The organism is Pseudomonas sp. B21-017 (genome assembly GCF_024749245.1).
Lineage (GTDB): Bacteria > Pseudomonadota > Gammaproteobacteria > Pseudomonadales > Pseudomonadaceae > Aquipseudomonas.
In genome coordinates this window covers 4,757,254-4,770,593 of sequence record NZ_CP087194.1, presented here as the reverse complement: position 1 = coordinate 4,770,593, position 13,340 = coordinate 4,757,254, and the positions used below count along the sequence as shown (strand labels likewise).

10 protein-coding genes are annotated in these 13,340 nt (G+C 58.3%); 8 read left to right on the top strand and 2 right to left on the bottom strand.

Annotated elements, in window-relative coordinates; genetic code table 11:
* Positions 1-73 precede the first annotated feature (73 nt).
* Positions 74-1,669, bottom strand: a complete 1,596-nt coding sequence (locus LOY28_RS21450) for a beta (1-6) glucans synthase (protein ID WP_204125196.1) — start codon at positions 1,667-1,669, stop codon at positions 74-76.
* 285 nt (positions 1,670-1,954) lie between these two features.
* Between LOY28_RS21450 and LOY28_RS21445 the strand changes: the two genes are divergently transcribed.
* The 3 genes from LOY28_RS21445 (at position 1,955) to LOY28_RS21435 (ending at position 4,969) form a co-directional block, all read left to right on the top strand.
* Positions 1,955-2,806 carry a glycine betaine ABC transporter substrate-binding protein gene (locus tag LOY28_RS21445; RefSeq protein ID WP_018925103.1) on the top strand — a complete coding sequence of 284 codons (852 nt, stop codon included), beginning with the start codon at positions 1,955-1,957 and terminating at the stop codon, positions 2,804-2,806.
* Positions 2,807-3,002: 196 nt separating this feature from the next.
* A complete protein-coding gene (locus tag LOY28_RS21440) occupies positions 3,003-3,314 on the top strand; it encodes a DUF485 domain-containing protein (RefSeq protein WP_007939152.1) in 312 nt (103 codons plus the stop codon).
* A complete protein-coding gene (locus LOY28_RS21435; RefSeq protein ID WP_018925104.1) occupies positions 3,311-4,969 on the top strand; it encodes a cation acetate symporter in 1,659 nt (552 codons plus the stop codon). Before LOY28_RS21440 ends, LOY28_RS21435 begins: the two co-directional genes overlap by 4 nt.
* Before the next feature lie 393 nt (positions 4,970-5,362).
* On the opposite strand, the gene gltA is transcribed toward LOY28_RS21435, so the two are convergent.
* Positions 5,363-6,652 carry a citrate synthase gene (gene gltA / locus LOY28_RS21430; RefSeq protein WP_018925105.1) on the bottom strand — a complete coding sequence of 430 codons (1,290 nt, stop codon included), beginning with the start codon at positions 6,650-6,652 and terminating at the stop codon, positions 5,363-5,365.
* Between the two features lie 363 nt (positions 6,653-7,015).
* Here gltA and sdhC point away from each other — a divergent pair, with 363 nt between their 5' ends.
* The 5 genes from sdhC (at position 7,016) to LOY28_RS21405 (ending at position 13,338) form a co-directional block, all read left to right on the top strand.
* Positions 7,016-7,390 (top strand): succinate dehydrogenase, cytochrome b556 subunit, encoded by a 375-nt coding sequence (gene sdhC / locus LOY28_RS21425; protein ID WP_015096190.1) that lies wholly within the window; start codon positions 7,016-7,018, stop codon positions 7,388-7,390.
* Entirely contained in the window at positions 7,384-7,752 is a 369-nt protein-coding gene (gene sdhD, locus LOY28_RS21420; RefSeq protein WP_003210573.1) for a succinate dehydrogenase, hydrophobic membrane anchor protein, read from the top strand. Before sdhC ends, sdhD begins: the two co-directional genes overlap by 7 nt.
* Before the next feature lie 3 nt (positions 7,753-7,755).
* Complete coding sequence (gene sdhA / locus LOY28_RS21415) at positions 7,756-9,528, top strand: succinate dehydrogenase flavoprotein subunit (RefSeq protein ID WP_018925106.1); 1,773 nt, start codon at positions 7,756-7,758, stop codon at positions 9,526-9,528.
* An 11-nt stretch (positions 9,529-9,539) separates the two neighbouring features.
* Positions 9,540-10,244, top strand: a complete 705-nt coding sequence (locus LOY28_RS21410; protein ID WP_018925107.1) for a succinate dehydrogenase iron-sulfur subunit — start codon at positions 9,540-9,542, stop codon at positions 10,242-10,244.
* A 262-nt stretch (positions 10,245-10,506) separates the two neighbouring features.
* On the top strand, positions 10,507-13,338 hold the full coding sequence (locus tag LOY28_RS21405; RefSeq protein WP_018925108.1) for a 2-oxoglutarate dehydrogenase E1 component: 2,832 nt from the start codon (positions 10,507-10,509) through the stop codon (positions 13,336-13,338).
* Positions 13,339-13,340 lie beyond the last annotated feature (2 nt).

Genomic DNA, 13,340 nt, shown 5'->3' with positions numbered 1-13,340 from the left:
GCAGCTCCTACACGGGGATATGCGTTTCCCTGTAGCTGCCGCAGGCTGCGATCTTTTGATCGTGCTGTGTTGATTACCCTTTGCGAACCCGCAAGCTGCGCCACAACGCCGCGACCATCAACACACTCACCAGCGCCCAGCCCCAAGCCTGCTGATTCTGCAGACCTTCACGAAACAGCTGCGGCGCAATGCCGGCGCCGATGATGAAGGTCAGCACGGCGATTTCCCGACGAGGCACGCTCACCGGCCGGCACAGGTACACCAGCGCCGGCAGGATGAAGGCGACACTCGGGAAGCTGCGATAACGCGGGTCAAACACCAGTTCCAGCATCATCACCGCCGCGGCAAAACCTGTCGCTGCCAGCCACCAGCCGGCTCGACGTTCCAGTGCATTGAAGGCGCGTCCACGCCAACCGGTGCGGGCGCTCAAGGTCAGCGCGGCATGGGCCAGTACCAACAGGTTCAACCCCGTCAGCAACGCTACCCACAACCATTCACTGGCAAATCGGGTGGTGACGCGGGCCAGGTCGCCCCAGGCGCCAATCGAGCAGGCCGCCAGGGCACCGAGCAGTGGCAGCACCAACGCTGCGCGGGTGCTGCGAACCCGACCGCCGAGGATCAGCGTGCCGATGAAGATCAAGCCACCCACCGCCAGCCATTGCGACCAGTACGGCACGTTCGAGACCGGCCCGGCGAGCACGCCCTTGTCCTGGCGATCGGCATCGAACAGTCCCCAATAACCGCCCACCGCACCTTCGCTGGCGCGTTTCCAGGGCTGGTCGAACGCCTCGATCAGGTTGTAATGCCAGCCTTGCTGCTCGGCCATGATCACAAAGCTGCGGATGAACTTGGCTTCATTGACCCGGCTCGGCAGCGCCGTTTCGCGCTGACGACCTTCGCTCGGCCAGCCGGTTTCGCCAATCATCACGTCCTTGGGTGCGAACTTGTTGCCGAACACCTGGCGCACTTCTGCCACATGTTGCAGCGCTGCATCGATGTTCGACGGATCGTCTTCCCAGTACGGCAATAAATGGATGGTCAGGAAATCCACTGCCGGGGCGACTTCCGGATGTTTGAGCCAGAACTCCCAGACGTCGGCGTAGGTCACTGGTTGCTTGATCCGGCTTTTGACTTTATTGATCAGCGTTGCCAGTTGCGCGCCGGTGACTTCCTTGCGCAGCAGGGCTTCGTTGCCGACGATGACCGAGGTCACCACATCCGGGTTGGCATTGGCCGAGGCGATCAGCAGGTCGACTTCCTTGGCGGTGTCCACCGGGTTGCTGTTGACCCAGGCGCCGATCATCAGCTTCAAGCCGTGCTTGCGCGCCAGGTCGGGCAGATCCTGGAGGCCGGTCATGGAATAGGTGCGGATGCATTCGAAACGGGTCGCCAGCAGCGCGAGGTCGGCGTCCATGCGCTCGGGGCGCAGTTTGAAAGGCACGTCGAATGGCGATTGGTCCTTGTCGAACGGGGTGTAGGAGGCGCATTGCAGCTTGTGCGTTGCGCTGGCCACGTCCGGCAGGATCACCGGTTTGCCGAGGCCGTACCAGAAGCCGCCGAGGGCAAACAGCCCCAGCAGGCAAGCGAAAAGATAAGCCAAAAAAGGAAAGCGTGATGTCGCGGGCATGTTCAGGCCGTCTGGGAGCAAAGCCGGGCATGTTACCTGCATTTGGCCTACGCTTGGTGGGCTGCTTGGTTTTGACATGCAAAGTTCAGGCGGGATGGCCTATGCATTTTTAGCGGTCGCGATTAATGGCCTTCTGATGTCGTTTCTCGATGCCTTGAGGTCGCTGGCAGAGCAGGTCACTGTTGGCGTCAGGTTGATGATCGACACGTCAGTACTCCACTGATAATCGAGCGAGTTTGCGGTCGGCGTGATGGGGGCGCTGTGCACCATAAAAATACGTTGAGCGACTCGGCATCCGTCGAGTGCAGCACTTTCGGGGAAGTAACGATGAAGATGCGACGACTCTTGGGCGCAGGTGCCGCTTTGGTGCTGGCAATCAGTTCTACAGTAGCCAGCGCTGAAGGCAAGGCAGTAACGATCGGTTATGTGGACGGCTGGTCGGACAGCGTCGCCACGACCAACGTGGCTGCTGAAGTGATCAAACAGAAACTCGGTTATGACGTGAAACTGCAAGCGGTTGCCACCGGGATCATGTGGCAAGGTGTGGCCACCGGCAAACTCGACGCCATGCTGTCGGCGTGGCTGCCTGTGACTCACGGCGAATACTGGGCGAAGAACAAGGATCAGGTCGTCGACTACGGCCCGAACTTCAAGGATGCGAAAATCGGTCTGATCGTGCCGGAGTACGTCAAGGCCAAGTCGATTGCGGACCTGAAAACCGACGAGAGCTTCAAGGGCCGTATCGTCGGCATCGACGCCGGTTCAGGCGTGATGCTCAAGACCGATCAGGCCATCAAGGATTACGGTCTGGACAATTACACCCTCAAGGCCAGTTCCGGCGCCGGCATGATTGCCGAGCTGACCCGTGCCGAGAAGAAAAACGAATCCATTGCCGTCACCGGTTGGGTGCCGCACTGGATGTTCGCCAAGTGGAAACTGCGCTTCCTGGAAGACCCGAAAGGCGTTTACGGCGCAGCTGAAACCGTGAACAGCATCGGCAGCAAAGAACTGGCAACCAAAGCGCCTGAAGTCGCGAAGTTCCTGAAGAACTTCCAGTGGGCGTCGAAAGACGAAATCGGCCAGGTCATGTTGGCGATTCAGGACGGTGCCAAGCCTGAAGCCGCAGCGAAAGACTGGGTGGCTAAACACCCGGATCGCGTTGCCGAATGGACCAAATGATTTGAGCTGAAGCGTCTGGTCAGCACCTCTCAAGGCCCCTTGGCTTAAATGCCAAGGGGCTTTTTGCTTTCTGTGGGAATTCGGCGGGGGAGAAACCGTCATGTCGTTCTAATACTAAGGTCGTCTGGAACCTCTCCGGCAGCCGCATAGAGTGGATAACGTTCCAACTAAAATCTGTGCTGCGAGGATAAAAACAATGAACGACAGCATTTACCTCTCGATTCAAAACAGCCCGCGCTTCAAGGAGCTGGTTAGCAAGAGAGAACGATTCGCCTGGATTCTTTCAGCGATCATGCTTGGGCTGTACTCAGGATTCATCCTTTTGATTGCTTACGGGCCGCATATTCTGGGCGCAAAAATCAGCCCCGAGTCTTCGATTACCTGGGGCATTCCGATCGGTGTCGGGCTGATTGTTTCGGCCTTTGTCCTGACTGGCATCTACGTACGACGCGCCAACGGCGAATTCGACGACTTGAACAATGCGATTCTCAAGGAGGCTCAGCAATGATCCGGCGTCTAATCGCTCTCTTGAGCATCGCAGCCTTTGCACCGGGCGCCTGGGCGGCTGAGGCCCTGACGGGTGCAGTGCAGAAACAACCGCTCAACGTATCCGCGATCATGATGTTCGTGGTGTTCGTCGGGGCAACCTTGTGCATCACCTATTGGGCGTCCAAGCGCAACAAATCGGCCGCCGACTACTATGCGGCGGGTGGCAAGATCACCGGTTTCCAGAACGGTCTGGCGATTGCCGGTGACTACATGTCCGCGGCGTCCTTCCTGGGTATCTCCGCCCTGGTGTTCACCTCCGGCTACGACGGCCTGATCTACTCGATCGGCTTCCTGGTGGGCTGGCCGATCATTCTGTTCCTGATCGCCGAACGCCTGCGTAACCTGGGCAAGTACACCTTTGCCGACGTGGCGTCCTATCGCCTGGGGCAAACCCAGATTCGCTCGCTGTCGGCGTGCGGTTCGCTGGTGGTGGTGGCGTTCTACCTGATCGCGCAAATGGTCGGTGCCGGCAAGCTGATTCAGCTGCTGTTCGGCCTGGACTACCACGTTGCGGTGATCCTGGTCGGTATCCTGATGTGCCTGTACGTGCTGTTCGGCGGCATGCTGGCGACCACTTGGGTGCAGATCATCAAGGCAGTGCTGTTGCTGTCCGGTGCCTCGTTCATGGCGCTGATGGTGATGAAACACGTCAACTTCGACTTCAACACGCTGTTCTCCGAGGCGATCAAGGTTCACGCCAAAGGTGAAGCAATCATGAGCCCGGGCGGCCTGGTGAAAGACCCGATCTCGGCGTTCTCCCTCGGCCTGGCACTGATGTTCGGTACCGCTGGCCTGCCGCACATCCTGATGCGCTTCTTCACCGTGAGTGACGCGAAAGAAGCGCGTAAAAGCGTGCTGTATGCGACCGGCTTCATTGGTTACTTCTACATCCTGACCTTCATCATCGGTTTCGGCGCGATCCTGCTGGTCAGCACCAACCCGGCCTTTAAAGATGCGGCAGGTGCGCTATTGGGCGGCAACAACATGGCGGCGGTGCATTTGGCCAACGCGGTGGGTGGCAGTGTGTTCCTGGGCTTCATCTCGGCGGTGGCGTTCGCGACCATTCTGGCGGTGGTGGCCGGCCTGACCCTGGCCGGTGCCTCGGCAGTGTCCCATGACCTGTATGCCAGCGTGATCAAGAAGGGCAAGGCCAACGAGAAGGACGAAATCCGCGTCTCGAAAATCACCACCATCGCCCTGGCGGTGCTGGCGATCGGCCTGGGCATTCTGTTCGAGAAGCAGAACATCGCGTTCATGGTGGGCCTGGCGTTCTCCATCGCGGCGAGCTGTAACTTCCCGGTGCTGCTGCTTTCCATGTACTGGAAGAAACTGACGACTCGCGGTGCGATGATCGGCGGTTGGTTGGGGCTGGTCAGTGCTGTTGGCTTGATGGTGCTGGGGCCAACCATCTGGGTGCAGATCATGGGTCACGAGAAGGCGATCTTCCCGTATGAATACCCGGCGCTGTTCTCGATGATCATTGCCTTTATCGGGATCTGGTTCTTCTCGATCACTGACAAATCTGCTGCGGCTGACAATGAGCGGGCGCTGTTCTTCCCGCAGTTTGTCCGTTCGCAGACGGGGTTGGGGGCGAGTGGGGCGGTTTCGCACTAAGGCTTCTTATATATAAGCTGCGCTGACACGAATGCCCCGGTCGAGAGATCGGGGCATTTTTATTGGGCTTTTATGGGCGGTTATCGCCCTTTGTAGGGGCGAGGCTTGCCCGCGAAGGCTATATGCAAAAGCCAAAGCGAGGCGGCCGACCGGCCGACCGGCCGGCCTGATCGGACGTGGGGATATATTCCTCCCGTAGGAACTGCCGAAAGCTGCGATCTTTTGATCTTGCCGTTGCTTTGGCTTTTGATCTGTCTGCACGTTTCCGGGAGGCCGAGCCGCCGTTACCGAAGAAACGGATATATACACAACCAAAGAGCACAAACAAAAACGGCCTCTATCTACATAGAGGCCGTTCTCGGTGCAACTTAAGACGTTATCGCAAGACAGGTCTTATTTGCGGTCTTCAAGCGGGGTGATGTCACGCGACTCGTAGCCGGTGTACAGCTGGCGCGGACGGCCGATCTTGTACGGGCTGGAGAGCATTTCTTTCCAGTGGGAGATCCAGCCGACGGTCCGCGCCAGGGCGAAGATCACGGTGAACATACTGGTTGGAATGCCGATCGCCTTGAGGATGATCCCCGAGTAGAAGTCGACGTTCGGGTACAGCGAGCGTTCGATGAAGTACGGGTCGGTCAGGGCGATCTCTTCCAGGCGCATGGCCAGTTCGAGTTGCGGATCGTTGGTGATGCCCAGTTCCTTCAATACTTCGTCGCAGGTCTGCTTCATGACGGTAGCGCGTGGGTCGCGGTTTTTGTAAACCCGGTGACCGAAGCCCATCAGTTTGAACGGATCGTTCTTGTCTTTGGCCTTGGCGATGTACTTGTCGATGTTCGAGACATCGCCAATTTCATCGAGCATGGTCAACACGGCTTCGTTCGCACCGCCGTGGGCAGGGCCCCACAGTGCAGCGATACCGGCGGCGATACAGGCGAACGGGTTGGCCCCCGAGGAACCTGCCAGACGTACGGTGGAGGTCGATGCGTTCTGTTCGTGGTCGGCATGGAGGATGAAGATCCGGTCCATGGCCTTGGCGAGTACCGGGCTGATCGGTTTGATCTCGCACGGGGTGTTGAACATCATGTGCAGGAAGTTTTCCGCGTACGACAGGTCGTTGCGCGGGTACATCATGGGTTGGCCCATGGAGTACTTGTAAACCATTGCAGCCAGGGTCGGCATCTTGGCAACCAGGCGGATCGCGGAGATTTCGCGATGCTGCGGGTTATTGATGTCGAGGGAGTCGTGGTAGAACGCCGAGAGGGCGCCAACTACACCGCACATGACGGCCATCGGGTGGGCGTCGCGACGGAAGCCGTTGAAGAAGGTCTTCAACTGCTCGTGGACCATGGTGTGGTTCTTCACGGTGCCGACGAACTGGGCCTTCTGTTCTGCGGTCGGCAGTTCGCCGTTGAGCAGCAGGTAGCAGGTTTCCAGATAGTCCGACTTTTCAGCCAGCTGTTCGATCGGGTAGCCGCGGTGCAGCAGAATACCGTTGTCGCCGTCGATGTAGGTGATCTTCGACTCGCAAGAGGCGGTCGACATGAAACCAGGGTCAAAGGTGAAACGGCCCGTGGCCGTCAGGCCCCGAACGTCGATAACATCGGGACCAACGGTGCCGGTTAAAATGGGCAGCTCGACGGGGGCTGCGCCCTCGATGATCAACTGCGCTTTTTTGTCAGCCATGTGGCCTCCTATTTATGCTTGAAATCATCAGACAGACCCCCCACGCAGGGCCCGCACCACTATAGTGAGATAAATTCGAATGTCAATTTGCCTAAAGTCTTGCTCCAGAAGGCTTTAACCGCACTTTTTTCTCGAAATTGTCTGCCGTTTACGCCTTTTATGTCACTTGTGCAATCCGCTATTAGGGGAAGGTGAACGCGTTGTCATTAGTAGCCTAACTGTCTATACTCGGCCACCGACCGCCAGGGGCTTTTGGGCCTGCTTTATTGGGGGTCGCATCCCTGGGTGGTGGTTACCTGACCAGTGCACTCCCCAACAACTTTGCCCTGATTGTTAGGGGCTCTTCAGTGTGAAAAAAAAGCCGTGAAAAGCCAACGACCTGTAAACCTAGACCTAAGGACCATCAAACTCCCCATCACCGGCGTTACGTCGTTTCTTCACCGTGTTTCCGGCATCATCCTCTTCCTGGGCCTTGGCTTCATGCTTTATGCATTGGGCAAGTCTCTGGGTTCCGAGGAAGGTTTTGCCGAGGTGAAGGCATGCTTGACCAGCCCGCTGGCCAAGTTCGTAGCATGGGGCCTCCTGTCCGCTCTTCTGTATCACCTGGTAGCCGGTGTGCGCCACTTGATCATGGACATGGGCATCGGTGAGACGCTGGAAGGCGGCCGCCTGGGCTCGAAAATTATCATCGCCGTTTCCGTGGTGTTGATCGTTCTGGCAGGAGTTTGGATATGGTAACCAGCGTTACGAACCTTTCGCGTTCGGGCCTCTATGACTGGATGGCGCAACGTGTGTCTGCGGTTGTTCTCGCGGCTTATTTCATTTTCCTGATCGGATACCTCGCTGCGAATCCTGGCATTGGCTACGCCCAATGGCATGGCCTGTTCGCCCACAACGGGATGCGTATCTTCAGTCTGCTGGCCCTTGTGGCCCTGGGCGCTCACGCCTGGGTCGGCATGTGGACCATCGCGACCGACTACCTGACGCCGATGGCGCTGGGCAAGTCCGCGACTGCAGTACGTTTCCTTTTCCAGGCGGTATGCGGCGTTGCGATGTTCGCTTACTTCGTCTGGGGTGTGCAGATTCTCTGGGGTATCTGATCCATGGCTAACATTCCAACGATTTCTTTCGACGCCATCATTATTGGTGGCGGCGGTGCCGGCATGCGCGCAGCGCTGCAACTGGCACAAGGCGGTCACAAGACTGCCGTGATCACCAAGGTTTTCCCGACTCGTTCGCACACCGTATCGGCCCAGGGCGGCATCACTTGCGCCATTGCATCTGCGGATCCGAACGATGACTGGCGCTGGCACATGTACGATACCGTCAAGGGTTCCGACTACATCGGTGACCAGGACGCTATCGAATACATGTGTCAGGAAGGTCCGGCCGCAGTTTTCGAACTGGACCACATGGGCCTGCCGTTCTCCCGTACCGAAACCGGTCGCATCTACCAGCGTCCGTTCGGCGGTCAGTCCAAGGACTACGGCAAGGGCGGCCAGGCTGCGCGTACCTGCGCGGCGTCCGACCGTACCGGTCACGCGCTGCTGCACACCCTTTATCAGGGCAACCTGAAAGCCGGCACCACGTTCCTGAACGAATACTACGCTGTCGATCTGGTAAAGAACGGTCAAGGCGAGTTCGTCGGTGTGATCGCGATCTGCATCGAAACCGGTGAAACCACTTACATCCGTGCCAAGGCCACCGTACTGGCCACCGGCGGTGCAGGTCGTATCTACGCTTCGACCACCAACGCCCTGATCAACACCGGTGACGGCGTTGGCATGGCGCTGCGTGCCGGCGTACCGGTACAAGACATCGAAATGTGGCAGTTCCACCCGACCGGCATCGCCGGCGCCGGTGTACTGGTAACCGAAGGTTGCCGTGGTGAAGGTGGTTACCTGATCAACAAGCACGGCGAGCGTTTCATGGAGCGTTATGCTCCGAACGCCAAAGACCTTGCCGGTCGTGACGTGGTTGCCCGTTCGATGGTTAAGGAAATCATCGCCGGCAACGGTTGCGGTCCGAATGGCGACCACGTAATGCTCAAGCTCGACCACCTGGGCGAGGAAGTGCTGCACAGCCGTCTGCCAGGCATCTGCGAACTGTCCAAGACTTTCGCGCACGTTGACCCGGTCGTCGCTCCGGTTCCGGTTGTTCCGACTTGCCACTATATGATGGGCGGCGTTGCCACCAACATTCATGGCCAGGCGATCACTCAGGACGCCGAAGGCAAGGACACCATCATTCCTGGCCTGTTCGCGGTTGGTGAAGTGGCTTGCGTATCGGTTCACGGTGCCAACCGTCTGGGCGGCAACTCGTTGCTCGACCTGGTGGTTTTCGGTCGTGCGGCCGGTCTGCACCTGGAAAAAGCGCTGACCGACGGTATCGAATACGACGATGCCACCGACGCCGACATCAATGCGGCCCTGTCGCGTCTGTCCGCTCTGAACGAGCGTACCGATGGTGAAGACGTGGCAACCCTGCGTCGCGAGCTGCAAAGCTGCATGCAGAACTACTTCGGTGTATTCCGTACTGGCGAATACATGCAGAAGGGTATTGCTCAACTGGCTGATCTGCGTGGCCGTATCGCCAACGTCAAGATCAACGACAAGAGCCAGGCGTTCAACACCGCGCGTATCGAAGCGCTGGAGCTGCAGAACCTGCTGGAAGTGGCCGAAGCTACCGCCATCGCTGCAGAAGTACGTAAAGAGTCCCGCGGTGCTCACGCCCGTGAAGACTTTGAAGACCGTGACGACGAAAACTGGCTGTGCCACACCCTGTACTTCCCGGGTGAGAAGCGCGTTGCCAAGCGTGCAGTGAACTTCTCGCCGAAGACTGTTCCGACTTTTGAACCTAAGATTCGGACTTATTAAGGGTGGCCGCCATGTTGCAAGTCAGTGTTTATCGTTACAACCCTGATCAGGACGCTGCGCCGTTCATGCAGGAATTCCAGGTTGATACCGGTGGTAAAGACCTGATGGTGCTGGACGTGCTGGCCCTGATCAAAGAGCAGGACGAGGGTTTCTCCTATCGTCGCTCTTGCCGTGAAGGTGTTTGCGGTTCCGACGGCATGAACATCAACGGCAAAAACGGTCTGGCGTGCATCACGCCGCTGTCTGCCGTCGTAAAAGGTAACAAGCTGATCGTTCGTCCTCTGCCAGGTTTGCCGGTTATCCGTGACTTGGTCGTCGATATGAGCATCTTCTACAAGCAATACGAAAAGGTTAAGCCATACCTGCAGAACGACACGCCGGCTCCGGCCATCGAGCGTCTGCAGTCCCCTGAAGAGCGTGAAAAACTCGACGGTCTGTACGAGTGCATCCTGTGCGCTTGCTGCTCGACTTCGTGCCCGTCCTTCTGGTGGAACCCGGACAAGTTCCTGGGCCCGGCTGCCCTGCTGCAAGCGTACCGCTTCCTGGCAGACAGCCGCGACACCAAGACGTCCGAGCGTCTGGCTTCGCTGGATGACCCGTTCAGCGTATTCCGCTGCCGGGGCATCATGAACTGCGTCAACGTTTGTCCGAAAGGCCTGAACCCGACTAAGGCCATCGGTCACATCCGTAACATGCTGCTGCAAAGCGGCGTGTGATTCAGCTGCTGTACCCGTAGAACCGCTGTACCCGTAGATGCTACGGCGCAGGCTTCAACCGGCGCCGTAGTTTTAACCTGAGCAGCAGCCCATAAGGCTGCGGCTCTTATTTTGAAGAAATGAGACAAGCAGGGGCATCCGGGCTGGTACCCGGACTATCAGCGTGATCCTAAGTGGCTTGTTTTAGTCGCTGCATTCGGACTTCTGCAAGTTTGCTCGGTGTCGACGCCGGTGGTGTTCCCCTAACCGAGGGTGACCAAGCATGCAAGAAAGCGTGATGCAGCGCATGTGGAACAGCGCCTACCTTTCCGGTAGTAACGCTGCCTATGTGGAAGAGCTCTACGAGCTCTACCTGCACGACCCTAACGCTGTGCCAGAAGAGTGGCGCACCTACTTCCAGAAGTTGCCTGCTGATGGCAACACTGCCACCGATGTTTCGCACTCCACAATTCGCGATCATTTCGTCTTGCTGGCAAAGAACCAGCGCCGCGCCCAACCGGTTTCCGCCGGCAGCGTGAGCAGTGAGCACGAGAAGAAGCAAGTTGAAGTGCTGCGATTGATCCAGGCCTACCGTATGCGTGGCCACCAGGCAGCCCAGCTTGACCCGCTGGGGCTGTGGCAGCGTCCTGCACCTGCAGACCTGTCAATCAATCATTACGGCTTGACCAATGCCGATCTTGATACGACCTTCCGTGCCGGCGACCTGTTCATCGGCAAAGAGGAGGCGAGCCTACGCGAAATTCACGAAGCGTTGCAGCAGACATATTGCCGCACCATCGGCGCTGAATTTACGCACATCACCGATTCCGAGCAGCGCCAGTGGTTCCAGCAGCGTCTGGAAAGCGTGCGCGGCCGTCCGACGTACTCCGCCGACATCAAGAGTCACCTGCTCGAGCGCGTCACTGCCGGCGAAGGTCTTGAAAAATACCTTGGGACCAAGTATCCGGGTACCAAGCGTTTCGGTCTGGAAGGCGGCGAGAGCCTGATTCCGATGCTCGATGAACTGATCCAGCGTTCCGGCTCCTACGGCACCAAGGAAATCGTCATCGGCATGGCCCACCGTGGTCGTCTGAACGTGCTGGTCAACACCTTTGGCAAGAACCCGCGCGAGTTGTTCGACGAGTTCGAAGGCAAGAAGAAGGTCGAGCTGGGTTCCGGTGACGTTAAATATCACCAGGGCTTCTCGTCCAACGTCATGACCACCGGCGGTGAAGTTCACCTGGCCATGGCTTTCAACCCGTCTCACCTGGAAATCGTTTCTCCAGTGGTCGAAGGTTCGGTCCGTGCCCGTCAGGATCGTCGTAACGATCCTACCGGTGAAAAGGTTCTGCCGATCTCCATCCACGGTGACGCGGCATTCGCCGGTCAAGGCGTGGTCATGGAAACCTTCCAGATGTCGCAGACCCGCGGTTTCAAGACCGGCGGCACCGTGCACATCGTGATCAACAACCAGGTCGGCTTCACCATCAGCAACCCGCTGGACTCGCGCTCCACCGAGTACGCGACCGACGTTGCGAAGATGATCCAGGCGCCGATCCTCCATGTGAATGGTGATGATCCGGAAGCCGTGTTGTTCGTGACCCAGTTGGCCATCGACTACCGCATGCAGTTCAAGCGTGACGTGGTGATCGATCTGGTCTGCTACCGTCGTCGCGGCCACAACGAGGCTGACGAGCCAAGCGGTACCCAGCCTCTGATGTATCAGCAGATCACCAAGCAGCGCACCACCCGTGAGCTGTATGCCGATCGTCTGACCCAGAGTGGGGTGCTGGACGCTGAGCGTGTTCAGGCGAAAGTCGACGAATACCGCAACGCGCTGGACAACGGTCTGCACGTAGTAAAAAGCCTGGTCAAAGAGCCGAACAAAGAGTTGTTCGTGGACTGGCGTCCGTATCTGGGCCACGCCTGGACCGCGCGTCACGATACTCGCTTCGATCTGAAAACCTTGCAGGAACTGTCCGCCAAGCTGCTGGAGATTCCGGAAGGCTTCGTGGTTCAGCGCCAGGTCTCGAAAATCTACGAAGACCGTCAGAAGATGCAAGCCGGCGGCCTGCCGATCAACTGGGGTTACGCCGAAACCATGGCGTACGCGACCCTGGCGTTCGAAGGTCACCCGATTCGCATGACGGGTCAGGACATCGGTCGCGGTACGTTCTCGCACCGTCACGCTGTCTTGCACAACCAGAAAGACGCGGGTACCTATATCCCGCTGCAAAACCTGTACAAGGGTCAGCCACGTTTCGACCTGTACGATTCGTTCCTGTCCGAAGAAGCGGTTCTGGCGTTCGAATACGGTTATTCGACCACCGAGCCAAACGCTCTGGTTATCTGGGAAGCCCAGTTCGGCGACTTCGCCAACGGTGCCCAGGTGGTTATCGACCAGTTCATCACCAGTGGCGAGCACAAGTGGGGCCGTCTCTGCGGTCTGACCATGCTGCTGCCGCACGGTTATGAAGGTCAGGGTCCGGAGCACTCCTCGGCTCGTCTGGAGCGTTACCTGCAGCTGTGCGCCGAGCACAACATTCAGGTAGCCGTGCCGACTACGCCGGCCCAGATCTACCACTTGCTGCGTCGTCAGGTGATTCGCCCGCTGCGCAAACCATTGGTAGTCCTGACTCCGAAGTCGTTGCTGCGTCACAAGCTGGCCATCTCGACCCTGGAAGATCTGGCCGAAGGTTCGTTCCAGACCGTGATCCCGGAAATCGATGCGCTTGACCCGAAAAAGGTCACTCGCATGATCCTGTGCAGCGGCAAGGTCTACTATGACCTGCTGGAAAAACGCCGTGCCGAAGGTCGTGAAGACATCGCCATCGTGCGTATCGAGCAGCTGTATCCGTTCCCTGAGGACGACCTGATGGAGGCGCTCGCCCCTTACACCAACCTCGAAAACGTGGTTTGGTGCCAGGAAGAGCCGATGAACCAGGGCGCCTGGTACAGCAGCCAGCATCACATGCGTCGCAGCCTGACCAACCATAAACAAGGCCTGGTCCTGGAATACGCTGGTCGTGAGGCGTCTGCCGCACCTGCTTGCGGTTACGCTTCGATGCACGCCGAGCAGCAGGAACAACTGCTGCAAGATGCTTTCACTGTTTAACG